The organism is Streptomyces rishiriensis (assembly GCF_003112535.1).
Classification (GTDB): Bacteria; Actinomycetota; Actinomycetes; order Streptomycetales; family Streptomycetaceae; genus Streptomyces; species Streptomyces rishiriensis.
The window spans coordinates 550,283-574,597 of record NZ_BEWA01000002.1; the positions used below are offsets into that span (position 1 = coordinate 550,283).

Annotated in this window: 27 protein-coding genes and 1 tRNA gene; 9 read left to right on the forward strand and 19 right to left on the reverse strand. The window is 70.7% G+C overall.

Annotated elements, in window-relative coordinates; all coding sequences use genetic code 11:
• Positions 1–41: 41 nt before the first annotated feature.
• Complete coding sequence (locus Sri02f_RS04125; protein ID WP_108999660.1) at positions 42–1,385, reverse strand: DUF445 domain-containing protein; 1,344 nt, start codon at positions 1,383–1,385, stop codon at positions 42–44.
• A gap of 133 nt (positions 1,386–1,518) precedes the next feature.
• Between Sri02f_RS04125 and Sri02f_RS04130 the strand changes: the two genes are divergently transcribed.
• A complete protein-coding gene (locus Sri02f_RS04130) occupies positions 1,519–2,853 on the forward strand; it encodes an SGNH/GDSL hydrolase family protein (RefSeq protein ID WP_108999661.1) in 1,335 nt (444 codons plus the stop codon).
• Between the two features lie 91 nt (positions 2,854–2,944).
• Here Sri02f_RS04130 and Sri02f_RS04135 read toward each other — a convergent pair whose 3' ends face one another.
• From Sri02f_RS04135 to Sri02f_RS04150, 4 genes are read right to left on the reverse strand one after another with little or no spacing between them, the layout of a single operon-like run.
• Positions 2,945–3,775, reverse strand: coding sequence for a DUF1707 SHOCT-like domain-containing protein (locus tag Sri02f_RS04135; RefSeq protein WP_108999662.1), 831 nt, complete (start codon positions 3,773–3,775; stop codon positions 2,945–2,947).
• Positions 3,776–3,784: 9 nt separating this feature from the next.
• A complete protein-coding gene (locus Sri02f_RS04140) occupies positions 3,785–4,807 on the reverse strand; it encodes an ABC transporter ATP-binding protein (RefSeq protein WP_108999663.1) in 1,023 nt (340 codons plus the stop codon).
• Between the two features lie 7 nt (positions 4,808–4,814).
• Positions 4,815–5,579 carry an ABC transporter permease gene (locus Sri02f_RS04145; RefSeq protein ID WP_108999814.1) on the reverse strand — a complete coding sequence of 255 codons (765 nt, stop codon included), beginning with the start codon at positions 5,577–5,579 and terminating at the stop codon, positions 4,815–4,817.
• Between the two features lie 49 nt (positions 5,580–5,628).
• Entirely contained in the window at positions 5,629–6,429 is an 801-nt protein-coding gene (locus Sri02f_RS04150) for an ABC transporter permease (RefSeq protein WP_167467480.1), read from the reverse strand.
• Positions 6,430–6,662: 233 nt separating this feature from the next.
• Here Sri02f_RS04150 and Sri02f_RS04155 point away from each other — a divergent pair, with 233 nt between their 5' ends.
• Positions 6,663–9,083, forward strand: coding sequence for a transglycosylase domain-containing protein (locus Sri02f_RS04155; RefSeq protein WP_108999664.1), 2,421 nt, complete (start codon positions 6,663–6,665; stop codon positions 9,081–9,083).
• Positions 9,084–9,235: 152 nt separating this feature from the next.
• On the opposite strand, the gene Sri02f_RS04160 is transcribed toward Sri02f_RS04155, so the two are convergent.
• Together Sri02f_RS04160 and Sri02f_RS04165 are read right to left on the reverse strand one after the other, a co-directional pair.
• Entirely contained in the window at positions 9,236–9,592 is a 357-nt protein-coding gene (locus Sri02f_RS04160) for a GroES family chaperonin (RefSeq protein WP_108999665.1), read from the reverse strand.
• A gap of 66 nt (positions 9,593–9,658) precedes the next feature.
• Positions 9,659–9,988: a DUF3618 domain-containing protein gene (locus Sri02f_RS04165; RefSeq protein ID WP_108999666.1), complete on the reverse strand. Its 330-nt coding sequence runs from the start codon at positions 9,986–9,988 to the stop codon at positions 9,659–9,661.
• A 109-nt stretch (positions 9,989–10,097) separates the two neighbouring features.
• Here Sri02f_RS04165 and bcp point away from each other — a divergent pair, with 109 nt between their 5' ends.
• Together bcp and Sri02f_RS04175 are read left to right on the forward strand one after the other, a co-directional pair.
• A complete protein-coding gene (bcp, locus tag Sri02f_RS04170; RefSeq protein WP_108999667.1) occupies positions 10,098–10,565 on the forward strand; it encodes a thioredoxin-dependent thiol peroxidase in 468 nt (155 codons plus the stop codon).
• A gap of 180 nt (positions 10,566–10,745) precedes the next feature.
• Positions 10,746–10,830: transfer RNA gene (locus Sri02f_RS04175), tRNA-Leu, on the forward strand.
• 46 nt (positions 10,831–10,876) lie between these two features.
• On the opposite strand, the gene rdgB is transcribed toward Sri02f_RS04175, so the two are convergent.
• From rdgB to Sri02f_RS04195, 4 genes are all read right to left on the reverse strand, one after another.
• Positions 10,877–11,479 (reverse strand): RdgB/HAM1 family non-canonical purine NTP pyrophosphatase, encoded by a 603-nt coding sequence (rdgB, locus tag Sri02f_RS04180; RefSeq protein ID WP_108999668.1) that lies wholly within the window; start codon positions 11,477–11,479, stop codon positions 10,877–10,879.
• Between the two features lie 32 nt (positions 11,480–11,511).
• Positions 11,512–11,928, reverse strand: a complete 417-nt coding sequence (locus Sri02f_RS04185; protein ID WP_108999669.1) for a hypothetical protein — start codon at positions 11,926–11,928, stop codon at positions 11,512–11,514.
• A 109-nt stretch (positions 11,929–12,037) separates the two neighbouring features.
• On the reverse strand, positions 12,038–12,775 hold the full coding sequence (rph, locus tag Sri02f_RS04190) for a ribonuclease PH (RefSeq protein ID WP_108999670.1): 738 nt from the start codon (positions 12,773–12,775) through the stop codon (positions 12,038–12,040).
• Between the two features lie 80 nt (positions 12,776–12,855).
• Positions 12,856–13,089 (reverse strand): PTS sugar transporter subunit IIB, encoded by a 234-nt coding sequence (locus Sri02f_RS04195; RefSeq protein ID WP_108999671.1) that lies wholly within the window; start codon positions 13,087–13,089, stop codon positions 12,856–12,858.
• Between the two features lie 179 nt (positions 13,090–13,268).
• Here Sri02f_RS04195 and Sri02f_RS04200 point away from each other — a divergent pair, with 179 nt between their 5' ends.
• Positions 13,269–14,567 carry a PTS transporter subunit EIIC gene (locus Sri02f_RS04200; RefSeq protein WP_108999672.1) on the forward strand — a complete coding sequence of 433 codons (1,299 nt, stop codon included), beginning with the start codon at positions 13,269–13,271 and terminating at the stop codon, positions 14,565–14,567.
• 113 nt (positions 14,568–14,680) lie between these two features.
• On the forward strand, positions 14,681–15,934 hold the full coding sequence (locus tag Sri02f_RS04205; RefSeq protein WP_108999673.1) for a PTS transporter subunit EIIC: 1,254 nt from the start codon (positions 14,681–14,683) through the stop codon (positions 15,932–15,934).
• A gap of 99 nt (positions 15,935–16,033) precedes the next feature.
• Here the strand turns inward: Sri02f_RS04205 and Sri02f_RS04210 are convergent, their stop codons facing one another.
• Together Sri02f_RS04210 and Sri02f_RS04215 are read right to left on the reverse strand one after the other, a co-directional pair.
• Positions 16,034–16,378, reverse strand: coding sequence for a hypothetical protein (locus tag Sri02f_RS04210; protein ID WP_108999674.1), 345 nt, complete (start codon positions 16,376–16,378; stop codon positions 16,034–16,036).
• A gap of 129 nt (positions 16,379–16,507) precedes the next feature.
• Positions 16,508–17,260, reverse strand: a complete 753-nt coding sequence (locus Sri02f_RS04215; protein ID WP_108999675.1) for an MBL fold metallo-hydrolase — start codon at positions 17,258–17,260, stop codon at positions 16,508–16,510.
• A gap of 260 nt (positions 17,261–17,520) precedes the next feature.
• On the opposite strand from Sri02f_RS04215, the gene Sri02f_RS04220 reads away from it, so the two are divergent.
• A complete protein-coding gene (locus Sri02f_RS04220; RefSeq protein WP_108999676.1) occupies positions 17,521–18,027 on the forward strand; it encodes a type II toxin-antitoxin system PemK/MazF family toxin in 507 nt (168 codons plus the stop codon).
• A gap of 247 nt (positions 18,028–18,274) precedes the next feature.
• Here Sri02f_RS04220 and Sri02f_RS04225 read toward each other — a convergent pair whose 3' ends face one another.
• From Sri02f_RS04225 to Sri02f_RS04250, 6 genes are all read right to left on the reverse strand, one after another.
• The gene (locus Sri02f_RS04225; protein WP_108999677.1) at positions 18,275–19,225 is read right to left on the reverse strand and encodes a PLP-dependent cysteine synthase family protein; all 951 of its coding nucleotides are present in this window, start codon (positions 19,223–19,225) and stop codon (positions 18,275–18,277) included.
• A gap of 16 nt (positions 19,226–19,241) precedes the next feature.
• Positions 19,242–19,520 carry a MoaD/ThiS family protein gene (locus Sri02f_RS04230; protein WP_057574449.1) on the reverse strand — a complete coding sequence of 93 codons (279 nt, stop codon included), beginning with the start codon at positions 19,518–19,520 and terminating at the stop codon, positions 19,242–19,244.
• A 90-nt stretch (positions 19,521–19,610) separates the two neighbouring features.
• Positions 19,611–19,706, reverse strand: coding sequence for a putative leader peptide (locus Sri02f_RS43995; RefSeq protein WP_319301368.1), 96 nt, complete (start codon positions 19,704–19,706; stop codon positions 19,611–19,613).
• Between the two features lie 132 nt (positions 19,707–19,838).
• The gene (locus Sri02f_RS04240; protein ID WP_167467481.1) at positions 19,839–20,864 is read right to left on the reverse strand and encodes a LacI family DNA-binding transcriptional regulator; all 1,026 of its coding nucleotides are present in this window, start codon (positions 20,862–20,864) and stop codon (positions 19,839–19,841) included.
• A gap of 64 nt (positions 20,865–20,928) precedes the next feature.
• The gene (locus tag Sri02f_RS04245) at positions 20,929–21,513 is read right to left on the reverse strand and encodes a nicotinamidase (protein WP_108999680.1); all 585 of its coding nucleotides are present in this window, start codon (positions 21,511–21,513) and stop codon (positions 20,929–20,931) included.
• 125 nt (positions 21,514–21,638) lie between these two features.
• Complete coding sequence (locus tag Sri02f_RS04250) at positions 21,639–22,985, reverse strand: nicotinate phosphoribosyltransferase (protein WP_108999681.1); 1,347 nt, start codon at positions 22,983–22,985, stop codon at positions 21,639–21,641.
• A gap of 137 nt (positions 22,986–23,122) precedes the next feature.
• On the opposite strand from Sri02f_RS04250, the gene clpS reads away from it, so the two are divergent.
• On the forward strand, positions 23,123–23,440 hold the full coding sequence (clpS, locus tag Sri02f_RS04255; RefSeq protein ID WP_069769588.1) for an ATP-dependent Clp protease adapter ClpS: 318 nt from the start codon (positions 23,123–23,125) through the stop codon (positions 23,438–23,440).
• Between the two features lie 11 nt (positions 23,441–23,451).
• Positions 23,452–24,060 (forward strand): DUF2017 domain-containing protein, encoded by a 609-nt coding sequence (locus Sri02f_RS04260; RefSeq protein ID WP_108999682.1) that lies wholly within the window; start codon positions 23,452–23,454, stop codon positions 24,058–24,060.
• The last annotated feature ends 255 nt before the right edge of the window (positions 24,061–24,315 follow it).

Sequence of the window (24,315 nt, forward strand, 5' to 3'; positions counted from 1 at the left end):
CCGCGACCAGTGCCTTTAAGCCCCGCCCGCCCGCGCCGCGCTCACGCCCCCAGCGCCCGCGCCACGGTGTAGATCAGCAACCCGGCCAGCGAGCCCACCACCGTGCCGTTGATCCGGATGAACTGCAGGTCCCGGCCGATGTTCGCCTCGATCTTGCGGGTGGTGTGCTCGGCGTCCCAGCTCGCGACCGTGTCGGTGATCAGCGAGGTGATCTCCTTCCGGTACGTCGTGACGACGTGCACCGCGGCGCCCTCGACCCAGCTGTCGACCTTCTCCTGCACCTTGGGCTCGGTCGCCATCCGGGCCCCCAGCGACAGCAGCGAGGCCCGCACGCGCAGACGCAGTTCGCTGCGCTCGTCCTCCGCCGCCGCGACGATCATGGAGCGGACGGCGGTCCACGCGGACGCGATCAGGTCCTGGACCTCGCCCCGGCCCAGCACCTCGCCCTTGAGCCGCTCCACCCGCGCGCGGGTGTCCGTGTCGGACTGCAGGTCGGCGGCGAAGTCGGTGAGGAACCGGTCGAGGGCGCCCCGGGCCGGGTGGGAGGGCATGTCCCGCATCTCCGCGCAGAAGCGCAGCAGTTCCTTGTAGACGCGCTCGCCGACCTTCTTGTCGACGAACCGGGGGGTCCAGCCGGGCGCGCCGCCCTGCACGGCGTCCATCACCGAGTCGGCGTGCAGCACCAGCCAGTCGTGCGCCCGGGACACCACCAGGTCGACGGCGCGCCGGTGGCCGCCGTCCACGACGATCCGCTCCAGCAGCTTTCCCATGCCCGGCGCGATCTCCTGGGCGTCGGCGCGCCGTGTGATCGCCTCCCCCACCACCGCCTGGACGTCCGAGTCGCGCAGCACCGTCAGCGCGCCGCGCAACGCCGTCGCGAGCTCCGCCGTCACCCGGTCGGCGTGCGCGGGATCCGCCAGCCAGACGCCCAGCCGGGTGCCGATGCCCACCGCGCGCAGCCGCTGACGCACCACGTCCTCGGAGAGGAAGTTCTCGCCGACGAACTCGCCCAGCGAGACGCCGAGCTGGTCCTTCTTGTGGGGGATGATGGCCGTGTGCGGGATGGGCAGGCCGAGCGGGTGACGGAACAGCGCCGTGACCGCGAACCAGTCGGCGAGCGCGCCGACCATGCCCGCCTCCGCGGCCGCCGCCACATAGCCGGCCCAGGCGCCCGCGCCCCGGTGGGAGGCCCACTCGGCGAGGACGTACACCACGGCCACGAACAGCAGCAGCCCGGCCGCGGTGAGCTTCATCTGCCGCACCCCGCGCTGTTTCTCCTCGTCCGCGGGGGTGAAGGAGGTCATGGCCCGGTAGGACGAGGCCGCCTCCGGTGCTGCCGCTTCGGTACGTTCCATCTGCTCCACCCGTTCGGTGATCCCGCACACATTGTCCCTTCCTGACCGACTCCTGGAACGGAACAAGAGTTCCCGTCGTCTGTCGGAACGGGGAGATCAAGGGCGAACTCCTGCACCGATCCGGAGCCCCAAGCTCCCCGCGCATGAGGAGACACGCACCCGCATGACCGCCAAGCACCATGGTTATGCCCTGCTGTCGGCGATCGTCGCCCTCGTCATGGGCCTGTCCGCCGCGATCTACGTCACCGCCGCCGCCGAACACGGCCCCGGGCACCGCCGTGCGGGGGACTCCGTCGCCGCGGGCCCCGGCCCGTACCACGCGGCCCCCGTGTCCACCGGCGTCTGGGTGGGCGCCTGGGCGGCGGCCCCGGCCGGCGCGGAACCGGGCACCGCGGCCGACGGCATGGCGGGCCGCACGGTCCGCAACGTCGTGCACACCGGCGTCGGCGGGAGCGCCGCCCGCGTCACCCTGTCCAACCTCTACGGCGACCGCCCGCTCACCGTCACCCACGCCACGCTCGCCGTCGCCGCCCACGACGACAGCCCGGCCGCCGACCCCGACACCCTGCGCCGTCTCACCTTCGCCGGCGCCGACGCCGTCGTCGTCCCGGCCGGCGGACAGAGCGTCAGCGACGCCGTCGCCGTCACCGTGCCGCACGACGCGGACGTCCTGGTCAGCGTCTACTCCCCCACCTCCGCGGGGCCCGTCACCTACCACCCCCGCGCCCGGCAGACCAGCTACGTCGCCGAGGGCCAGTCCACCGAGGACACCAGCGGCGCGGCGTTCACCGAGACCACCCCCTACTGGCGCTACCTGACCGCGCTGGACGTGCTCGGCGACGAGGCCGACGGCACCGTCGTCGCGCTCGGCGACTCCATCACCGACGGCGTCACCTCCACCTCCGGCGCGAACCGCCGCTGGCCCGACGCCCTCGCCGACCGGCTGCGGGCCGCTCTCGCCGCCGACGGCGCCGCACCCCGCTACGCCGTCGTCAACGCCGGCATCAGCGGCAACCGGCTCCTCGCCGACGACCCACGGCGCGGCGCCTCCGGCCTGAACCGCTTCGACCGCGACGTCCTCGGCCGCCCCGGCGTCAAGGCCGTCGTCATCGACCTCGGCATCAACGACATCCTGCGCGACCGGACGCTCGCCGACCCGCAGGCGATCGTGGCCGGCCTGCGCACCCTCGCCCACCGCGCCCACGCCCACGGCATCCGGGTCGTCGGCGCCACCCTCACACCGTTCCGCGGCCACCGCGGCTACAGCGCCGCCCGTGAGAACGTGCGGCAGCAGGTCAACCGGGCGATCCGCACGGACGGCCTGTTCGACGAGGTCGTCGACTTCGACACGGCGCTGCGCGACCCGTACGACCCGCGCAGCCTGCGCCCGGAGTACGACTCCGGCGACCATCTGCACCCCAGCGACCGCGGCTACCGCACCATGGCGCAGAGCCTGGACCTGGAGAAGCTGTCCGGCTCCGCGCCCGCCCGGCTGTAGCAGCCGCCCCCGCTCCCCGCTTCCCGCGAAGGGCCCCACGTCCCCGCGTTCCCGGGCTCCCGGGCCGCCGCGGCCCGCGAGGACCGGGCCGTCAGTCCTCGTAGTGCCGCTCCCGCCCCTCCCGGCGCTCCTCCCGCTGCCGCCCGCGCCGGCGGCCGTGCTCGTGCAACAGGTCCTTGTGGCTCTCCCGTACCCGGCGGTGCGCGTCGTGCGTCTCGTCCCGGAGGGCGGAGCGCAGCTCGCGCCGGGCGGCCCCGCGGTCCCGCTTCTCCTGCTGCCGGGCCGCCCGCGTCTTCTTGCGCTCGACCCCGACGCCGCCCCAGAAGGCGAACCCGGTGACGACCACCCGCGGCCCGCCCGGATCCCCCGCGGCCCCGCTCCCGTCCTGGTCGAAGCCGCCCATCACCCCGACGCCGCGCACCACGACCTCGACGCCCGGCGGCACGACGATCTGCACCCCGCCCATGATCGCCACACAGGTGATCTCGACCTCGGCCGCCGAGAAGTCCGCCTCGCGCAGGTCGATCTCACCGCCGCCCATCAGAGCGACACAGGTGAAGCGCCGCGGAACCGTCCAGCGGCCCTTGCGCTGGAAGCCGGACATCACCGCCACGGCCCACGACGAGGACCCCTCGCCGCCCACCATCCGCCCGGCCCAACCCCCCTCCCCCGAAGGCTCCTTGTGCAACGACACGACCGGCGGCGGGACGACGCCGGGCACCGGCAGATCCCGGGTGATCGGCGTCAACTCCCCGTAGGTGCGCGCCTTGTACGTCTCCTCCAGCCGCTCCTCGAACTCCGCCATGTCGAGACGCCCCTCGGCCAGGGCGTCCCGCAGCACCTCGGCGACCCGCTCACGATCGGCGTCGGAGGCACGAAGGTCCGGACGAGCCGGAAGGCCCGGGACTGCGTCGTCGGTCATGTCAGCAGCCTACGAGTTCCCCGCCCCCGGCACCACGGCCTGCCGCTCCGGCAGGCCTTCGCCCGAACCCCCCGGCGCGTACAGCATCTTCGCGATCACCGCCTCGATGTCCGGCTCCCGCACCGACAGATCCACCAGCGGGTACCGCTCCGCGATGTGCGCCACCAGCGGAGCCGCCGACGCCGACGCCGGGAACGCCAGCCACTGACGCGGACCCTCCACCTTCACCACCCGCGCCGCCTCCCCCGCCTCGATCGGCGGGAACTCCCGCTCCAGATCCACCACCAGCGTCCGCTCGCTCTCACCCGCCTCGTGCAGCCCCGCCAGCGCGCCGTCGTACACCAGCCGGCCGTGGTCGATGACCATCACCCGCGAGCACAACTGCTCGATGTCCTGCAGGTCGTGCGTGGTGAGCAGCACCGTCGTGCCGCGCTCGGCGTTCAGCTCCCGCAGGAACTCCCGCACCCGCGCCTTGGAGACCACGTCCAGGCCGATCGTCGGCTCGTCCAGATACAGCACCTCCGGATCGTGCAGCAGCGCCGCCACGATGTCGCCGCGCATCCGCTGCCCGAGCGACAACTGGCGCACCGGCACCTCCAACAGCGCGGACAGGTCCAGCAGTTCGACCAGGCGGTCCAGGTTCTCCCGGTAACGCCCGTCCGGAATGCGGTACATGCGGTGCATCAGCCGGTACGAGTCGATCAGCGGAAGGTCCCACCACAGCGTCGTACGCTGACCGAACACCACCCCTATCCGATGCGCCAGCCGCGTCCGCTCCCGCGCCGGATCGAACCCCGCGACCCGCAACCGGCCCCCGCTCGGCGTCAGGATCCCCGTCAGCATCTTGATCGTCGTCGACTTCCCGGCCCCGTTCGGCCCGATGTAGCCGACCATCTCGCCGCGCGCCACCCGGAAGGAGATCTCGTCGACCGCCCGTACCCGCCGCAGCTCCCGCCTCAGGAAACCGGTCCTGCGACGCACGTCGAAGACCTTCTCCACCCGGTCCACCTCGATGAGCGCACTCTCCGACACCGTCGCCTCAACTCCCCGTACTCCGGTACGACCTCAGTCCGACCCGCCACGCGAGCCCCGCCGCCGCGCAGCACACCGACGCGACCAGCGGCGGCGCGAACGCCGCCCACTGCGGCAGCCCCAGCGGGTAGGGCCGCCCCAACACATACGACGCAGGAACCCAGTTGACGAACGCCAGCGGGAACACGAACGTCACCCCGCGCACCAGCTTCACGCCGAACACCGTCGGCGGATACTGCAACAACGTCTGACCGCCGTACGTGAACGCCGCCTGCACCTCCGCCGCGTCCTGCGCGACGAACTGGAAGGCCGCGCCCGCCACGAACACCGACCCGAAGATCACCCCACCGCTCACCAGCATCACCGGCACCAGCAGCACCTTCTGCGGCGACCACGCCACGTCCGTCGCCACCAGCGCGTACCCGAACACCGCCGTCCCCTGGAGGATCCGGCTCACCCGGCGCAGCGCGAACCGGTCCGCGGCGACCTGGGCCAGCACCGGCGCCGGCCGCACCAGGAGGGTGTCCAGCGTCCCGTCCCGGACCCGCGTCCCCAGCCGGCCCGCCGAGCCGATCGCCAGATCCGCGAACCCGAACGACATCGCCGACAACCCGTACAGAAACGCGATCTCCGGCAACGAGTAGCCGCCGAGCACGTCGACCTGCGAGAACATCAGCAAGATCGCGACAAAATCCAGCCCGGTCACCAGCAGACCGCCCACCGCCGTCATCAGGAACGACACCCGATAGGCCAGCGTCGAGCGGATCCACATCCCCGCGATCAGCCGGTACGCCCGCAGCCCCTCCGCCACCCGGCCGCCCTCACCCACCCTGCACCACCACCCGCCGCGTCGCCGCCCGCTGCACCGCACGCCCCAGCACCAGCAGCACCACCGCCCACACCGCCTGGAACGCGAACGCCGACCACGGATCGACCACGCCCATCAGCACGTCCGCCGGCATCTGCAACAACGCCGCCCACGGCAACGCCGCCATGATCTCGCCCAACGGCTGCGGAAACGCGTTCAACGGCAACGCCATCCCCGAACAGAACATCCCCGTCACCACCAGCGCCTGCAACGCACCCGTCCCGTCCAGCGTCCAGAACCCGGTCAACGCCACCAGGAACCGGATCCCGTAACTCACCGCCATCGCCAGCGCGACCGCCACCAGGAACGCCGACCACAGAGCCGGATCACGCGGCAACGCCGTCGGGAAGAACAACGCCCCGAACACGAACGGGATCACCCCGCGCCCCACCAACTGGAACACCGCCCGGCCCACGTCCACCGCCAGCCACCACGCCTGCAGATCGGCCGGCCGGTACAGATCGACCGCCACGTCCCCCGAGCGGATGCGCTCGATGAGATCCGTCTCGAAACCGCCGCCCTGGATCGCCAGCGTCGCGAACAGCGCCTGCCCCAGCCACACATAGGTCACCGCCTGTGACTGGTCGTAACCCCCCAGATGCGGCCGCTCGTCCCACAACGCCAGGTATGTGTAGACGAGGATCAGGCCGAAAACCGTGTTGGTGAACACCCCCGCGGCCGTGGCCACCCGGTAGGTCGCGTACCTTCGGAAACTCCCCACGGCGACGACCGCGTACAACCGCGCCGATCCCAAGGCAACCCTCCTCCTCGCCCACGAGTCACCCCTGGTAACCCCCTTCGACACCGAAGCGCAGGAGCTTAGTGCGCCCGTGCCGTCGCGTGCCACGCGATTTCCGGCACAACACGCACCGATTGTCGGGAACGGAACGCTGGGTGCGAGAGTCTCTAACAGAGGGCGCAGAAGGCGTACGAGGCTTACGAGGCGTACGGGAACGTACCCACGCGACATCAGGAGTCCTGCAACACATGAGTGACGATCCGCAGCCGCAGCAGCCGACCGAAGGCTGGGCACCAGGAAAGCCCGAGGCAGGTGACGGAGGAAGCGAGAACAAGGTGAAGCGACCCAAGCGCACCGGATGGCGCCGCCTCCTGCCCACCTGGCGGATGGTGCTGGGCACGTTCGTCCTCGGCGTCCTGGTCGTCGTCGGCCTCTTCTTCCTCGGCTACTCCATGGTCAACATCCCGCCGGCCAACGCCGTCGCCATGAAGCAGTCCAACGTCTATCTGTACGCCGACGGCACCGAGATCGCCCGCGACGGCACCGTCAACCGCGAGAACGTCGACCTCTCCCAGATCTCCAAGGACGCCCAGCACGCCGTCCTGGCCGCCGAGGACCGCGACTTCTACACCGAGTCCGCCATCGACCCCAAGGCGATGCTCCGGGCCGGCTGGAACACCGCCACCGGCAAGGGCAAGCAGTCCGGCTCCACCATCACCCAGCAGTACGTGAAGAACTACTACCTCGCGCAGGAACAGACCGTCACGCGCAAGTTCAAGGAATTCTTCATCTCGATCAAGCTCGACCGCGAGAAGTCCAAGGACGACATCCTCGAGGGCTACCTCAACACCAGCTACTTCGGCCGCAACGCCTACGGCATGCAGGCCGCCGCCAAGGCCTACTACGGCGTCGAAGCCGCCAAGCTCACCCCCGCCCAGGGCGCCTACCTCGCCGCCCTGGTCAACGCGCCCAGCGAGTACGACGTGATCGCCCACCCCGAGAACAAGGCCGCCGCCCAGGCCCGCTGGAACTACGTCCTCGACGGCATGGTGACCAAGGGCTGGCTCAGCCAGGCCGCGCGCAGCGGCATGAAGTTCCCCGCGCCCAAGGAGACCTCCGGCGCCGACAACGGCATGTCCGGACAGCGCGGCTACCTCGTCAACGCGATCAAGGACTACCTGAAGAACAACAAGATCGTCACCTCGGACGAGCTGGAGGGCGGCGGCTACCGCATCACCACCACCCTCGACAAGAACAAGCAGAAGGCCTTCGTCGACGCCGTCAACGACAAGCTCATGTCCAAGCTCGACCCGAAGAAGCGCAAGGTCGACTCGTACGTCCGCGCGGGCGGCGCCGCCGTCGACCCCAAGACCGGCAAGATCCTCGCCATGTACGGCGGCGTCGACTACGTCAAGCAGTACACCAACAACGCCACCCGCCAGGACTTCCAGGTCGGCTCCACCTTCAAGCCGTTCGTCTTCACCTCCGCCGTCCAGAACGACTCCACCACCCAGGACGGCCGCCAGATCACCCCCAACACGATCTACAGCGGCACCAACAAGCGCCCCGTCCAGGGCTGGTCCGGCCCCTCGTACGCCCCCGAGAACGAGGACTACGTCAACTACGGCGACATCAACGTGCGCACCGCCACCGACAAGTCCGTCAACTCGGTGTACGCACAGATGGCCGTCGACGTCGGCCCCTCCAAGGTCAAGCAGACCGCGATCGACCTCGGCCTGCCCACCTCGACCCCCGACCTGCAGCCCTACCCCTCCATCGCCCTCGGCACCGCCAACGCCAGCGTCCTGAACATGGCCGAGGCCTACGCCACCCTCGCCAACCACGGCAAGCACGGCGCCTACGCCCTGATCAGCAAGGTCACCAAGGAGGGCTCCGACGTGATGGAGCTCCCCGCGTTCAAGGCCTCCCAGGTCGTCAGCCGCGAAGCCGCCGACACCACGACCTCCGTGCTGCGCAGCGTCGTCGAGAACGGCACCGCCACCGAGGCCCTCGCCGCCGGCCGCCCCGCCGCCGGCAAGACGGGCACCGCCGAAGAGGACCAGGCCGCCTGGTTCGCCGGCTACACCCCCGACCTCGCCACCGTCGTCGCCGTCATGGGCCAGGACCCCGAGACCGCCCACCACAAGTCCCTCAAGGGCGCCATGGGCCTGGCCCGCATCAACGGCGGCGGCGCGCCCACCCAGATCTGGGCCCAGTTCACCAGGAACGCCCTCAAGGGCACCCCGGCCTCGGAGTTCAACCTCCAGATCCAGGACGGCGGCGAGGAATCCGCCTACCCGTCCGCCCCGCCCTCCTCGGAGAAGCCCAGCGCCGGCGAATCCGCCGGCAGCACCCCGTCCGGCGACGGCACCAAGGGCCAGACGCAGGGCCAGACCCAGGGCCAGACGGGCGGCGGCAACACCACCGGCGGCGCCACCGGCAACACCGCCGCCGGCACCGGCACCCACGGCGGCGCGTCCACCGGCACCACCTCGACCGGCGCCACCGGCGGCAGCCCCACCACGGGGGGCACCACCTCGGGCGCCGACTCCGGCGGCGCCGACGGCGGCACCACGGCCGGAACCACCGACGGCGGCGCCACCGGCGACCCCGGCAACTCGGGGGGCACCACCGTCGGCCCGCAGCTCACGCCCGTCCGCCGCGACTGACGCCCGGCACGGCGGACGTCCGGCACGCACAGCGGGCGTCCGTCACAGCCGGCGTCCGCACCGGCCGCCGCCCCTGCACAGAGACCGCGAAAAGGGCTGGTGACCATGGTCACCAGCCCTTCGAGCCACCGTTTCACGGAGGCCCGGACGTCTCAGAGGTACAGACCCGTCGAGTCCTCCGACCCCTCGAACCGGTCCGCGGCGACGGCGTGCAGATCGCGCTCCCGCATCAGCACATACGCCACGCCCCGCACCTCCACCTCCGCCCGGTCCTCCGGGTCGTACAGCACCCGGTCACCCGGCTCCACGGTCCGCACGTTCTGCCCCACCGCGACGACCGCCGCCCACGCCAGCCGGCGACCGACGGCCGCGGTGGCGGGAATCAGGATGCCGCCACCGGAACGCCGCTCGCCCTCGCCGGTCTCCTGCCGCACGAGCACACGGTCGTGCAGCATCCGGATGGGCAGCTTGTCGTGCCGGGGATCGAGGTCGTCTCTCTTGGCGCTCACAGCACTGAACCTACCTGTCCGCAGCCGATGCGTGAGCGGGCGGGTCCGGGGCGGCCCCGGGCGGGATCACCCCCGGCGACGACGGGCGCCCAGGGCCAGCAGCCCCACGACGCCGACGACGACGAGCGCCGCCGGCACCACCCGCTCCAGCCGGGGCGCGCCCTCCTCGTCCACGAACTGCGCCCGCACGTCGCTCACGACCCGGTTGACCTGCACATAGGCCCTACCCAAGGTGTGATCGACGTTGGCGACGACCTTGGCCTTGGCGTCCCCGACGATGGTCTTCGGGTGCACCCGCACCCCGATCTCGTCCAGCGTGTCCGCCAGCACCTCGCGGCGGGCCCTGATGTCCGCCTCGATCTGCGCCGGGGTTCTGGTGTCCGACGTCTCCGCCACGGTAAGGCCTCCGAAGTCAGCCGATTCTTGTTCTGGCGATGCTTGTTCTGGACAGTCTGTCAGCTCCGCCCGCCGCCGCACTGTCAGGACCCCCGGTTAGGCTGGCCCGATGAGCGAGCGACTCCAGCCCGGGGACGTGGCCCCCGACTTCACCCTCTCCGACGCCGACGGCAACCAGGTCTCCCTGTCGGACCACAAGGGCCGCAAGGTCATCGTCTACTTCTACCCGGCCGCGCTGACCCCCGGCTGCACGAAGCAGGCCTGTGACTTCACCGACAACCTCGAACTGCTGACCGGCGCCGGCTACGACGTCCTCGGCATCTCCCCGGACAGCCCCGAGAAGCTGGGGAAGTTCCGCGACAAGGAGTCCCTGAAGGTCACCCTCCTGGCCGACCCGGACAAGACCGTGCTCGACGCGTACGGCGCGTTCGGCGAGAAGAAGAACTACGGCAAGACGTACATGGGCGTCATCCGCTCCACGATCGTGGTGGACGAGGAGGGCAAGGTCGAACGAGCCCTGTACAACGTCCGCGCCACGGGCCACGTCGCCAAGATCATCAAGGATCTGGGCATCTGAGCACCCCTTCCGCAGCCGGCGGCCCGCGGCGAACACCCGACGCGGGCCGCTCCATGTCCCGCTCCATGTCCCGCTTCAACGGCTACGTGGCGCCGCCGGAAGGGGAGAGCGGTACTCGCCGGGTGACCCACAAGGCCCGTAGACTGATGGCCGCCGGTCGAGCGCGATGACCGTTTTTGAGCGGCCGTGATGGAATTTGGCAGTCATGCTGGGTTTAGGTCCCAGTGGGTTAACACCCGTGTGGGTTCGAGTCCCACCGGCCGCACATCTCGGAGGGGGCCGCCAGACAGGCGGCCCCCTCCCGTGTCCGCTCAGCCCAGCAGCTCCCGGACCGCTGGGACCAGGGCGCGGAAGGCCTTGCCTCGGTGGCTGATGGCGTTTTTCTCCTGCGGCGTCAACTCCGCGCAGGTGCGGGTCTCGCCGTCCGGCTGGAGGATCGGGTCGTAGCCGAAGCCGTTCGTGCCCTCGGGCGCGAAGCGCAGCACGCCGCTCAGCCGGCCCTCGACGACGCGCTCTGTGCCGTCCGGGAGGGCGAGGGCCGCGGCGCAGGCGAAGTGGGCGCCCCGGTGTTCGTCGGCGATGTCGGAGAGCTGGGCCAGGAGGAGGTTCAGGTTGGCCCGGTCGTCGCCGTGGCGGCCCGCCCAGCGGGCCGAGAAGATGCCGGGGGCGCCGTTCAGCACGTCCACGCAGAGGCCGGAGTCGTCGGCGACGGCCGGGTGGCCGGTGGCACGGGCGAGGGCGTGGGCCTTGAGCAGGGCGTTCTCGGCGAAGGTGACGCCGGTTTCCTTGACGTCGGGGACGTCGGGGTAGGCGTCCGCGCCGACGAGGTCGTGGGGCAGGCCTGCGTCGGCGAGGATCGACCTGAGTTCGGTGATCTTTCCGGCGTTGCGGGTGGCGAGGATCAGGCGGGTCATGCGCCCAGTATCCCCAGTGCGCGGCCCGTCCCCTACGGTGTGCAGACCTTCGTGAGTTCGCCCGCCGCGTCGGTGACGGGGCTGAGGTCGGGGGTCCGGTCGCCGTTCTTGACGGCGGTGCGGACGTTGGCCACGGCGGTCCGGAGGTCGGTGACGGCCTTGTTGACGTCGGCGTTGCCGGACTTGTCGCCGATCTTGTCGAGGTCGTTCTCGATGGAGGTCAGCGATGCCTGGGTCTGCGTCGGGTCGTTCGCGGCGTTCTGCACGGCCTGCTGGAGGTCGGTGACGCTGTCGGCGACGGAGTCGGCGGTCTGGACGCAGTCCAGGGCTTTGCCGACCGCGTCGCAGCCGGTCGCCGTCAGTGCCACGGTGAGGGCGGCGGCCGCGGTGGCTGCGGCGATGAGGGTACGGCGACGCCGGTGCGTGCGTGGGCTCGCGTCCGTGGACATGACTGGTTCCTCCGCTTGTCAGGCCCAGGAGGCCCCCGTCGGTGCACTGGCCAAGACGCGCCGGAGGGCGGGCCGGTTGCCCGGGCCCGCCTCGTCCTTGGTGTCCCTTTTACTGTTCCAGGACCGCGTCGAGTGCGGTGCGCTGCAGGGCGGTGAGTTCGGCGCACCCGGAAACGGCGAGGTCGAGAAGGGAGTTGAGTTCGTCGCGGGCGAACGGCGCGGCTTCGGCGGTGCCTTGGACCTCGACGAAGCGGCCGTCGCCGGTGCAGACGACGTTCATGTCGGTCTCGGCGCGGACGTCCTCCTGGTAGCAGAGGTCGAGGAGGGGGATGCCGTCGACGATGCCGACGGAGACGGCGCTGACGGTGCCGGTGAGGGGTCGGCGGCCGGCCTTGACGAGTTTGCGGCCCTGGGCCCAGGAGACGGCGTCGGCCAGTGCGACGTATGCGCCGGTGATGGCCGCGGTGCGGGTGCCGCCGTCGGCCTGGAGGACGTCGCAGTCGAGGACGATGGTGTTCTCGCCGAGGGCTTTGTAGTCGATGACGGCGCGCAGGGAGCGGCCGATGAGGCGGGAGATCTCGTGGGTGCGGCCGCCGATCTTGCCGCGGACGGACTCGCGGTCGCCGCGGGTGTTGGTGGCGCGGGGAAGCATGGAGTACTCCGCGGTGACCCAGCCTTCGCCGCTGCCCTTGCGCCAGCGGGGGACGCCTTCGGTGACGGAGGCGGTGCAGAAGACCTTGGTGTCGCCGAAGGAGACGAGGACGGAGCCTTCGGCGTGCTTGCTCCAGCCGCGTTCGATGGTGACGGGGCGGAGCTGTTGGGGGGTGCGGCCGTCGATTCGAGACATGGCGCTGAGCCTAGCCGTACATGCGGAAGGGGCTCCTCCCTCGGTGGAGAGGAGCCCCTGGGGGTGAGCGCGGGGCTCACTCACATCATGTCTTCGATCTCCGCCGCGATGGGGTCGGCGTCGGTGCCGATGACGACCTGGATGGCGGTGCCCATCTTGACGACGCCGTGGGCGCCGGCGGCCTTCAGGGCGGCTTCGTCGACCAGCGCGGGGTCGTTGACCTCGGTGCGCAGGCGGGTGATGCAGCCTTCGATCTCTTCGATGTTGTCGAGGCCGCCGAGTCCGGCGACGATCTTCTCAGCCTTGGTGGCCATGTTCCGTCTCCCTGAATTCCCTGATGCGCGCCGCAATTCTCTGCCGAACCGCTTTGTCGCAGTAACCCACAGTTGGCCCATCTTTGCGAGCGATTGTGCGGTGTGTGTCCGAGGATGACGTCACAGCAGCCCAATCGTCCGTAGCTGGTCTACACCACCTGACAGGCGGTCGCCAAACGATGAGTGCACAGAGCGCCGGGGGCGAGGTCGGCCGAGCACGTGGGCGGTGGCAGGGGGCGTTCCAGGGGCTGCAGAAGATGGGGCGCAGTCTGCAGCTTCCGATCGCTGTGCTGCCCGCGGCCGGCATCCTCAACCGGCTTGGTCAGCCTGATGTGTTCGGGGACGACGGGCTGGGCTGGACGAACGTCTCCAAGGTGATGGCGGGTGCGGGCGGGGCGCTGCTCGACGGTTCGCTGGGGTTGCCGATGCTGTTCTGCGTCGGTGTGGCGATCGGGATGGCGAAGAAGGCCGACGGTTCGACGGCGCTGGCGGCGGTGGCCGGGTTCCTCGTCTACTACAACGTGCTGCGGCAGTTCCCGGAGGACTGCGGGCCGGGTTCGAAGGTGATCCCGAACATCGGGTGTCAGGCGACGGACAGCACGGTGGGCGCGTTCACGTATCAGAATCCCGGGGTGTTCGGCGGGATCGTGATGGGTCTGCTGACCGCCTTTCTCTGGCAGCGGTATCACCGGACGAAGCTGGTGGACTGGCTCGGGTTCTTCAACGGGCGGCGGCTGGTGCCGATCATCATGGCGTTCGTGGCGATCGCGTTCGCCTCGCTGTGCCTGTGGGTGTGGCCGCCGATCGGTGACGGGCTGGAGAACTTCAGCGACTGGCTGAGCGGGCTGGGTTCGTACGGTACGGGGATCTTCGGTCTGGCGAACCGGGCGCTGTTGGTGATCGGGTTGCATCAGTTCCTGAACGTGCCCATCTGGTTCCAGTTCGGCACGTACACGAAGCCGGACGGGACGGAGGTGCACGGGGACATCAACATGTTCCTGGCGGGCGACCCGCAGGCGGGGCAGTTCACGTCGGGGTTCTTTCCCATCATGATGTTCGCGCTGCCGGCGGCGGCGCTGGCGATCACGCACTGTGCGAGGCCGGGGCGGCGCAAGGAGGTGGGCGGGCTGATGCTGTCGGTGGCGCTGACGTCGTTCGTCACGGGCATCACGGAGCCGATCGAGTACTCGTTCCTGTTCGTCGCGCCGTTGCTGTACGCGGTGCACGCGGTGTTGACGGGCGTGTCGATGGCGGTGACGTGGGGGCTGGGGGTGCACGACGGCTTCAGTTTCTCGGCCGGGCTGATCGACTACGTGATCAACTGGAATCTGGCGACGCGGCCGTGGGCGATGATCCCGATCGGTCTGGGTTTCGCCGTCGTCTACTACGCGGTGTTCCGGTTCGCGATCACGCGGTTCGATCTGAAGACGCCGGGCCGGGAGCCGGAGGAGGAGCGGGAGGACGTCACGAAGGCGTAGCCCAGCGTAGTCCCAGGAACACGGGAATCGCGGGTTCCTTATGCCACCTTCATCGTGCTACAACATGGTCTACACCACTGAGTGGTGTAGACCATCACCGATGGAGGAAGTCTATGAGCACCGCCACCGCGCCCACGGCGGCCCCCTCTAAGAAGCGGGGATCCGGCCTCTTGCAGGGCCTGCAGAAGGTCGGCCGAAGCCTTCAGCTCCCGATCGCCGTGCTGCCGGCGGCGGGTCTCATCGTCCGGCTCGGCCAACCGGACGTGTTCGGAGCCGACGGCCTCGGCTGGGACAAGGTCGCCGCGGTTTTCGACAAGGCGGGCGGCGCCATCACCGGCAGCCTCCCGTTGCTCTTCTGCATCGGCGTGGCCATCGGATTCGCCAAGAAGGCCGACGGCTCCACCGCGCTCGCGGCACTGGTCGGGTTTCTGGTCTACAGCAAGGTGCTGGAGGCCTTCCCGGTCACCGAGGCCAAGGTGCAGGCGGGTGCGGACATAGCCGCGACCTATAACAACCCAGGCGTGCTCGGCGGCATCATCATGGGCTTGCTGTCGGCAGTCCTGTGGCAGCGGTACCACCGCACCAAGTTGGTGGATTGGCTCGGGTTCTTCAACGGGCGACGCCTCGTTCCGATCATCATGGCCTTCGTCGGCATCGCTGTCGGCGTCTTCTTCGGGCTGATCTGGGAGCCCATCGGCGACGGCATCAGCAACTTCGGCGAGTGGATGACCGGCCTGGGGTCAGTCGGCGCAGCGCTCTTCGGCGCGATCAACCGAGCTCTGATCCCGGTCGGCATGCACCAGTTCGTGAACACCGTGGCTTGGTTCCAGCTCGGCGAGTTCAAGGACGCCGCCGGTCAGGTCTTCAACGGTGACTACAACCGCTTCCTGCACGGCGACCCGACCGCCGGTATGTTCATGTCCGGCTTCTTCCCGATCATGATGTTCGGTCTGCCTGCCGCCGCGCTCGCCATCGCTCACACCGCCCGCCCCGAGCGCCGCAAGGCCGTCATGGGGATGATGATCTCGCTCGCTCTGACGTCCTTCGTCACCGGTGTGACTGAGCCGATCGAGTTCTCGTTCATGTTCATCGCCCCGCTGCTGTACGTCATCCACGCGGTACTGACCGCCGCCTCCATGGCCATCACCTGGGGGCTGGGAGTCCACGCCGGATTCAACTTCTCCGCCGGCTTCATCGACTACGCGCTGAACTGGAACCTCGCCACCAAGCCCTGGTTGATCATCCCGATCGGCCTGGTCTTCGGGGCCGTCTACTACTTCGTCTTCCGCTTCGCGATCACCAAGTGGAACCTCCCCACCCCGGGCCGCGAGCCCGAGGAGGAGGTCGAGGACCTCACCAAGGCGTGAGCCCGGAGTCGCTCGACGAAGGGGTGGGCCGAGAACCTGAGGTTCTCGGCCCACCCCTTCGTCGTCACAGCGGTCGCTTACGCGGCCCGGGCGCGCGGGTCAGACGCAGCCGGGTCCCACACTCGTGGTGCCGGCGTCGTATTGATCCCAGCCACTCGTCCCTCCGCTCATGTAGTGATACATGTGGAAGGTGCAGTGGTAACCGGCCGACGGGCCCGCGTCCACGCGGGTCTTCTTCACGAAGATGAACTGCCGCCAGGCTCCCGACGGGCACTGCTTGGTGTGCGTCTTGGAGATCTTGCTCGGAGACAGACAGGTGACGTTCGTCCACGCGGGCACAGCCTCGGGAGCCGAGGCGGATGCCACGGGAACTCCGAGCCCCATGGTGGCGGACAGCGCCACCGCGGCGACCGCCAGCCTCGTGACGCGGCGTACTTCGGTCATGGTTTCCCCCTGTTCACTTTTCGCAGCGAAGGGTCAGCTCGCCGCGATCACTGAAAGGTATGGACCTTTGGGTCGCCGGTCAAGAGTGCATGCGCCGTGGGCCGCCGGGCCGATGACGCATGCTCTCCCTCAGATCTCGTACGTCACCCGTGGTCTGGCCAGTTCCACCGGGCCGGTGAAGGCCGTCCGGGCGTCCACCAGGTTGACCTGGGGGTCCGTCCACGGGGGGATGTGGGTCAGCACGAGCTTGCGTGCGCCCGCCCGGCTCGCCGCCTCGCCGGCCTCGCGGCCGTTGAGGTGCAGGTCGGGGATGTTCTCCTTGCCGTGGGTGAAGGCGGCCTCGCACAGGAACAGGTCGCTGTCGCGGGCCAGTTCCACCAGGGCGGGGCTGACGCCGGTGTCGCCGGAGTAGGTCAGCGACCGACCGCCGTGCTCCACACGGATGCCGTAGGCCTCCACCGGGTGCGCCACGCGTTCGGTGTGCACGGTGAAGGGGCCGATGTCGAAGGTGGACGGCTTGACCGTGTGGAAGTCGAAGACCTCGCTCATCGAGGAGGCGGAGGGCGTGTCGGCGTAGGCCGTGGTGAGGCGGTGCTCGGTGCCCTCGGGGCCGTAGACGGGGATCGGGTCGCAGCGCCCGCCGTCGTGCCGGTAGTAGCGCGCGACGAAGTACGCGCACATGTCGATGCAGTGATCGGCGTGCAGATGGCTCAGGAAGATCGCGTCGAGGTCGTAGAGACCGCAGTGGCGCTGCAGCTCGCCCAGGGCGCCGTTGCCCATGTCGAGAAGCAGCCGGAAGCCGTCGGCCTCGACGAGGTAGCTCGAGCAGGCCGATTCCGCGGACGGAAACGACCCCGAGCAGCCGACGACGGTGAGCTTCATAAAGCAGAATCCTCCGCTGGCGGGTGACCGAGATGTACCGGAAGGGATCCGTGGGGCGGACCGTGGAACGAATGATCGTCAAATGGGGCGACAGGGGTCGTGCGGTCCGTCGAGCGTAAGGCGCAAAACCTCGGGTCGCTCCTCCACCAGGGGCTGTTGTGGGCGAACTCACCTGTGGTGTCACCGGTTCGGCTGGACCGAGGGCGCGAGAGGTATGGAGAGGGCGCACAGCGGCAATCGCGCGCCGGTAACGTCGTCGTATGCACACGTCCTGGTGGCTCGCGCTCGCGGCCGTGGTACTGCTCGCGCTGGTCGCGACGCTCGTGGACGGCTGGGGACGGGGGCGGCGACCGCGGCGCCCCGGTACCCGGCCGCCCGGTCGGCGCACGGCCCGCCCGACAGGCCGTTCGACGGATCGTCCGCCGGGCCGGCCGGCTCGCGGACGGGACGCGTCGGGGCGGCCCCGGCCCGCGGAGATCTGGTGGGCGGACGTGCCGTTCGAGGACGGGCCCGGCGCGAAGGACCGGCCGTGTCTGGTGCTGGTGGTGCGCGGTGACCGGGTGACCGTCGCGAAGATCACCAGCAAGTACCACGAGGAGCGGCCCGGGGTGATCCCGCTCCCGCCGGGCGCCGTCGGTGACGCGCGCGGGCGGCAGAGCTATCTGGAGACGGACGAGCTGCGCCAGGTGCGGCTGGGCGACTTCCGGCGGCGGGTGGGTGTGGTGGACCAGGCCCTGTGGGACCGGGTCCGGCACCTGGCCACCTGAGAACCGGCCGGGGCGGGACCCGTCCGGCACGGGACCCGTCCGGCGCTGGGGACCGGCCGGGGCGAGGGCGGGATTCAGGTCCCGCCGGGCCGTGGGGCGGGGTGCAGGTCCCCGGCGCGAGGACGGGGGGCAGGTCCTGCCCGGCGTGAGGACGGGGCGCAGGTCCCGCCCGGCGGATCGGGCCGCCGGGCTGCCCGGCCCCCGCGTCCTCACGGGGCATGCGCCCTGAGCTCGCGCCCCTGGCCGCCTACGCCCAGAGCTGGCCCTGCAGGGTCTCGATGGCCTCCTCGGTGGTGGCCGCGGTGTAGACGCCCGTCGACAGGTACTTCCAGCCGCCGTCCGCCACGACGAACACGATGTCGGCGCTCTCCCCCGCCTTGACGGCCTTGTTGCCGACGCCGATCGCGGCGTGCAGGGCCGCGCCCGTGGAGACGCCCGCGAAGATGCCCTCCTGCTGGAGGAGTTCGCGGGTGCGGGTGACGGCGTCCGCCGAGCCGACGGAGAAGCGGGTGGTGAGGACGGAGGCGTCGTACAGCTCGGGCACGAACCCCTCGTCGAGGTTGCGCAGGCCGTAGACCAGGTCGTCGTAGCGCGGCTCGGCCGCGACGATCTTCACGTCCGGCTTGTGCTCGCGCAGGTAGCGGCCGGCGCCCATCAGGGTGCCGGTGGTGCCGAGGCCGGCGACGAAGTGGGTGATCGACGGCAGGTCGGCGAGGATCTCCGGGCCGGTGCCCGCGTAGTGGGCGCCGGCGTTGTCGGGGTTGCCGTACTGGTAGAGCATCACCCAGTCGGGGTGCTCGGCGGCGAGTTCCTTGGCGACGCGCACGGCGGTGTTGGAGCCGCCCGCGGCCGGGGAGGGGATGATCTCGGCGCCCCACATGGCGAGCAGTTCCCGGCGTTCCTGGGAGGTGTTCTCCGGCATCACGCAGACCATGCGGTAGCCCTTGAGCTTGGCCGCCATGGCGAGGGAGATGCCGGTGTTGCCGCTCGTCGGCTCCAGGATGGTGCAGCCGGGGGTGAGGCGGCCGTCCTTCTCCGCCTGCTCGACCATGTGCAGGGCGGGCCGGTCCTTGATCGAGCCGGTGGGATTGCGGTCCTCCAGCTTCGCCCAGACGCGGACGTCGGAGGACGGCGAGAGCCGCGGCAGGCGCACCAGGGGGGTGTTGCCCACCGCGGCCAGCGGGGAGTCGTAGCGCATCGGGGCCCGCGGCCGATCAGGCCATGCCGCCGGCCACGGCCGGCAGGATCGTCACGGTGTCGCCGTCGGTCAGCTTGGTGTCGATGCCGTCGACGAAGCGGACGTCCTCGTCGTTGAGGTACACGTTCACGAAGCGGCGCAGCTTGCCGTCGTCCACGATGCGGGCGTGGATGCCCGCATGCCGGGTCTCGAGGTCGGTGAACAGGTCGGCGAGGGTCTCACCGCTGCCCTCCACCGCCTTCTGACCGTCGGTGTACTGGCGGAGGATGGTCGGGATGCGGACCTCGATGGCCATGGCTGTGGGCTCCTGTCGGATGGTGTGGGCAGCGCGGATACGTGCGTGTGAGGCGCCGCGGCTCACGGCCGTGCGGCGGCAGGGCCTGCGTCAACAGATGGCGCTGGCGAGCCTGCACAGGTCGACGTGCAGCCGCGCCACGAGCAGTGCGCCCGGCGTCTTCGTGCTCACGTCGTTCAGAACCATGGGCTCATCGTATCGATTCCCGGTCCGCCTTCCGGAAGGTGATCCCACATGATGGACGCATTCCGGCCGGGGGGTGAGATGCCCTCAATTACCCGACCCGCCCGACCCGCCCGACCCGCCCGGCTCGCGGGCCTAGGCCGACGCTCGGCGCACCAGGCGGGTCGGGACGATCGCCGTGGGCGGCTGCGCGCCGCTCTGCGGCAGGAGCAGACGTGCCAGCAGCCGGCCCATCTCCGGTACGTCCTGGTGGACGGTGGTCAGGGGCGGGTCGGTGGCCCCGGCGATGGAGACGAGGTCGTCGAAGCCGACGACGGCGACGTCGCCGGGCACGCTGCGCCCGCGCTCGCGCAGGGTCTGCAGCGCGCCGGACGCCATGAGGTCGGAGGCGACGAAGACGGCGTCCAGGTCGGGGCGGCGGTCCAGCAGCGCGGCCATGGCGTGGGCTCCGCCCTCCCGGGTGTAGTCGGCCCGCTCGACGAGGTCGGCCGGGGCGTCGGGCAGGACGTCCCGGTAGCCGGCGAGCCGGTCGGCCGCGGAGTTCTCCTGGTCGTGGGGTCCGGTGACGGTCGCGATCCGGCGGCGTCCGAGGGAGAGCAGGTGCCGGACGGCCTGGCGGGCTCCCCCGCGGTTGTCTCCGTCGACGTAGGCGTGGCCCGGGACGGTGTCGCCGTCGCGCAGGAGGGGGCGGCCGCCGAAGACGGCGGGCAGGCCGAGGCGGCCCGTCATCTCGTGCAGCCGGTCGCCGGGACGCAGGGAGAACAGGATCGCGCCGTCGACGTGGCCGCCGCCGAGGTAGTCGGCCACGCGCGGGTAGTCGTCGGGCTCGTCCACGAAGAGCAGGACGGCCTGGGCGCCGTGGTGTGCGAGTTCGCGGCGGATGCCGCGCAGCAGGAGGTCGAAGAAGGGGTCGAGGAAGAGCCGGTTCTCGGGCTGGGCGGCGACCACGGCGACGGCGCCGGTGCGGTGGGTGACCAGCTGCCGGGCGCCCTGGTTGGGGACGTATCCCAGTTCGGAGACGACACGGCGGACGCGGTCGGCGACCTCCGCCCGCACCCGGGCCTCCCCGTTGATCACCCGCGAGACGGTGGATTTGGAGACTCCCGACTGCCGGGCGACGTCGTCGAGCGTGGGGCGCCGTGCGTACGAGCGTGGGGTCAACACCGTCTCCGTGGGGGCGAGTTGTGGGTGCACCTTCGGAAACGGTAACCGGCCGGGGGGTGGGTCAGACGACAGGTTTTCCCGTCAGCTCGACGCCCGCCGCGCGCATTTCCTCCAGGGCCCGGTCGGTGGTTCCCTCGGCGACGCCGGCGGTCAGGTCCAGCAGGACCTGGGTGCGGAAGCCCTCGCGGGCCGCGTCCAGGGCGGTGGCCCGTACGCAGTGGTCGGTGGCGATGCCGACGACGTCCACCTCGTCGATCTGGCGGGCCCGCAGCCAGTCGCCGAGCGTGACCCCGTTCTCGTCGGCGCCCTCGAAGCCGCTGTAGGCGGCCGCGTAGTCGCCCTTGCTGAAGACGGCGTCGACGGCGCCGGAGGCGACGGCCGGGGCGAAGTTGGGGTGGAAGCCGACGCCCTCCGTGCCGGCGACGCAGTGCGCGGGCCAGGAGTGGACGTAGTCGGGGTTGTCGGCGAAGTGGCCGCCGGGCGCGATGTGGTGGTCGCGGGTGGCCACGACGTGCCGGTATCCGGCGGGGGCCTGCCCGATCAGCTCGGTGATCGCGGCGGCCACGTCGGCGCCGCCGGACACCGCGAGGCTGCCTCCTTCGCAGAAGTCGTTCTGCACGTCAACGACGATCAGGGCGCGGCGCATGGGCGGTGTCCTTCGATGGCGGTCCCCCGGCTCCGTCGATCGCGGGGGAGGTGAAGTAATCGAGCCTAGAGACTTTGCCGGTCGTGCGGGAGGGGGCGGCGCCCGGCGGTCGCCGGGCACACGCCCTAGTTACCCGACCGGTCGTGGACATACTCCGTGGGAATGACGGGTTCGCCGCGCGAGAGCTGGGTCGCGGACAGGGGCAGGCCGGCGCGGGCGGCGGCGTGCCGGTCGCGGGCGACGTCCAGGGGCTCGCGGGCGACGACGGCGCCGCCCTTGACGAGCTCGACGAGCAGCAGGCGGTCGGTCAGCTCGGCGGGCACGTCGCCGGTGCCGACGACCTCGGCCTCGGCGACGCCGTGGGCGTCCTGCCGGCGTGCCGCCCACTTGCGGCCGCCGATGGAGGTCTTGCCGCCGGTGGACTTCTTCGCCACCGGCACGAGCGGCGCCCCTGGGTCGTCGGACTCGGCGCGGGCGACCAGTTTGTAGACCATGGAGGCCGTCGGGTGTCCGGACCCGGTGACCAGCTGGGTGCCGACGCCGTAGGCGTCCACGGGGGCGGCGGCCAGGGAGGCGATGGCGTACTCGTCGAGGTCGGAGGTGACGATGATGCGGGTGCCGGTCGCGCCGAGCTCATCGAGCTGCCGGCGGACCCGGTGGGCGACGAGGAGGAGGTCGCCGGAGTCGATGCGGACGGCGCCGAGCCCGGGTCCGGCCACCTCCACGGCGAGCCGGACGGCCTCGGTGACGTCGTAGGTGTCCACCAGGAGGGTGGTGCCCCGGCCGAGGGATTCGACCTGGGCGCGGAAGGCGTCCCGCTCGTTGTCGTGCAGGAGGGTGAAGGCGTGGGCGCTGGTGCCCACCGTGGGGATGCCGTAGCGGAAGCCGGCGGCCAGGTCGGAGGTGGTGGTGAAGCCTGCGACGTAGGCGGCGCGGGCGGCGGCGACGGCGGCGAGCTCGTGGGTGCGGCGGGCGCCCATCTCGATCAGGGGGCGCTCGCCCGCGGCGGAGGACATGCGGGAGGCGGCGGCGGCGATGGCGGAGTCGTGGTTGAGGATGGAGAGGATCACGGTCTCCAGCAGGACGCACTCGGCGAAGGAGCCCTCGACGCGCATGATCGGCGAGCCGGGGAAGTAGACCTCGCCCTCGGGGTAGCCCCACACGTCACCCGAGAAGCGGTACCGGGCGAGCCAGTCCAGGGTCTCCTCGTCGACGACGTCGCGCTCGCGCAGGAAGCGCAGGACGTCGGCGCCGAAGCGGAAGTTCTCGATCGCGTCCAGGACCCGCCCGGTGCCCGCGACGACGCCGTAGCGCCGGCCCTCCGGGAGCCGCCGGGTGAAGACCTCGAACACGCTGCGCCGTTCGGCGGTGCCCGCCTTCACCGCGGCCTGCAGCATCGTCAGCTCGTACTGGTCCGTGAAGAGCGCCGTGGACGGAACTTCCACCGGCAGCCCAAGGTCCGCTACGTCCACTTGCCTCACCCTGTCCGTGACTCTCCGGTTACCCCGGGCGTGGCCGGGGCCCGGGGGCCGTCCCCCGGTGTGTGCAGCACGGCAAGGGATGCTACCCCCTTTTCGTCGGTGTGACGATTTCGGTGCGGCGTGGCAGCATGGACGGTGTGACGTCACCCGCTCCCCTTGAGATCGAACGCACCGAGTCGGCGGAGGAGGTCTTCGCCGTACCCGAGCCGGACGTCCCCTGGGTCACGATCGTCCACAACGACCCGGTCAACCTCATGAGCTACGTGACGTACGTCTTCCAGACGTACTTCGGGTACTCCAAGGACAAGGCCACCAAGCTCATGATGGACGTCCACCACAAGGGCCGGGCCGTCGTCTCCAGCGGGTCCCGCGAGGAGATGGAACGCGACGTGCAGGCCATGCACGGCTACGGCCTGTGGGCCACCCTGCAGCAGGACCGGAAGTAGCCTGCCCTCCTATGCCTGGACACTTCGAACCGCTCCCCGGCGGCGGCGCGGCCGTCGCGCTCGACGACGTCGAGATCTCCATCATCCGGTCGCTGGCCGTGCAGCTCCTGGAGCTGATCGGCCCCGGCCCCGCCGAGGACGCCTCCGACGATCCGCTCGCCGAGCTCTTCGCCGAGGGTCCGAGCGAGCCGCCCGCCGATCCGGTGCTCAGAAGGCTCTTCCCGGACGCCTACACCGACCCGGAGGGCGCCTCGGGCGCCAGGGCCGCGGACGAGCAGAAGGCGCACTCCGCCGAGTTCCGCCGCTACACCGAGAACGACCTGCGGGCCGGCAAGCGCGAGAACGCCCTGACGGTGGTCCGCTCGCTGGACGCGCTGGCCTCGGAGGCGGCCGGCGAGGGCGGGGCGGTGCTGAAGCTGTCGCCGCGGGAGTCGCAGGCCTGGCTGCGGGCGCTGAACGACCTGCGGCTCGCGATCGGCTCCCGGCTGGAGATCACCGACGAGGACGACACCGACCTTCTCTACCGGTTGCCGGACGACGACCCGCGCAAGCCGATGGTGATGGCGTATCTGTGGCTGGGCGGCCTCCAGGAGACCCTCGTCACGACCCTTATGCCGTAGTTCGCCCCTCTTCCCGTTCGCTCAGAGGACGCTCAAATCCGGATAACGATCGCGTTACCGCGACGGCCGGGAGTGTCCTCTTTGTGTCTCGTTCATCCGCTTCTTCTTGTGTCGTGCGCCACTCGCCCGCCGGTTGATCAGTATGGCGGGCGTGATAAATCTTCACGACCGCCCGGCGAACACCACCCGTATGTTCGGCCGGGTGCGCCACCGAGCCGGTTGATCGCCGGCCAGGCATCGCTCCATCAATCCGGG

Coding starts and splice junctions, on each gene's coding strand:
- Sri02f_RS04130 (WP_108999661.1), top strand. CDS start 1,519: ATGACCGCCAAGCACCATGGTTATGCCCTGCTGTCGGCGATCGTCGCC.
- Sri02f_RS04135 (WP_108999662.1), bottom strand. CDS start 3,775: ATGACCGACGACGCAGTCCCGGGCCTTCCGGCTCGTCCGGACCTTCGT.
- Sri02f_RS04145 (WP_108999814.1), bottom strand. CDS start 5,579: ATGTGGATCCGCTCGACGCTGGCCTATCGGGTGTCGTTCCTGATGACG.
- Sri02f_RS04155 (WP_108999664.1), top strand. CDS start 6,663: ATGAGTGACGATCCGCAGCCGCAGCAGCCGACCGAAGGCTGGGCACCA.
- bcp (WP_108999667.1), top strand. CDS start 10,098: ATGAGCGAGCGACTCCAGCCCGGGGACGTGGCCCCCGACTTCACCCTC.
- rdgB (WP_108999668.1), bottom strand. CDS start 11,479: ATGACCCGCCTGATCCTCGCCACCCGCAACGCCGGAAAGATCACCGAA.
- Sri02f_RS04185 (WP_108999669.1), bottom strand. CDS start 11,928: ATGTCCACGGACGCGAGCCCACGCACGCACCGGCGTCGCCGTACCCTC.
- rph (WP_108999670.1), bottom strand. CDS start 12,775: ATGTCTCGAATCGACGGCCGCACCCCCCAACAGCTCCGCCCCGTCACC.
- Sri02f_RS04195 (WP_108999671.1), bottom strand. CDS start 13,089: ATGGCCACCAAGGCTGAGAAGATCGTCGCCGGACTCGGCGGCCTCGAC.
- Sri02f_RS04200 (WP_108999672.1), top strand. CDS start 13,269: ATGAGTGCACAGAGCGCCGGGGGCGAGGTCGGCCGAGCACGTGGGCGG.
- Sri02f_RS04205 (WP_108999673.1), top strand. CDS start 14,681: ATGAGCACCGCCACCGCGCCCACGGCGGCCCCCTCTAAGAAGCGGGGA.
- Sri02f_RS04210 (WP_108999674.1), bottom strand. CDS start 16,378: ATGACCGAAGTACGCCGCGTCACGAGGCTGGCGGTCGCCGCGGTGGCG.
- Sri02f_RS04215 (WP_108999675.1), bottom strand. CDS start 17,260: ATGAAGCTCACCGTCGTCGGCTGCTCGGGGTCGTTTCCGTCCGCGGAA.
- Sri02f_RS04220 (WP_108999676.1), top strand. CDS start 17,521: ATGCACACGTCCTGGTGGCTCGCGCTCGCGGCCGTGGTACTGCTCGCG.
- Sri02f_RS04225 (WP_108999677.1), bottom strand. CDS start 19,225: ATGCGCTACGACTCCCCGCTGGCCGCGGTGGGCAACACCCCCCTGGTG.
- Sri02f_RS04230 (WP_057574449.1), bottom strand. CDS start 19,520: ATGGCCATCGAGGTCCGCATCCCGACCATCCTCCGCCAGTACACCGAC.
- Sri02f_RS43995 (WP_319301368.1), bottom strand. CDS start 19,706: ATGGTTCTGAACGACGTGAGCACGAAGACGCCGGGCGCACTGCTCGTG.
- Sri02f_RS04245 (WP_108999680.1), bottom strand. CDS start 21,513: ATGCGCCGCGCCCTGATCGTCGTTGACGTGCAGAACGACTTCTGCGAA.
- clpS (WP_069769588.1), top strand. CDS start 23,123: ATGGACGGTGTGACGTCACCCGCTCCCCTTGAGATCGAACGCACCGAG.
- Sri02f_RS04260 (WP_108999682.1), top strand. CDS start 23,452: ATGCCTGGACACTTCGAACCGCTCCCCGGCGGCGGCGCGGCCGTCGCG.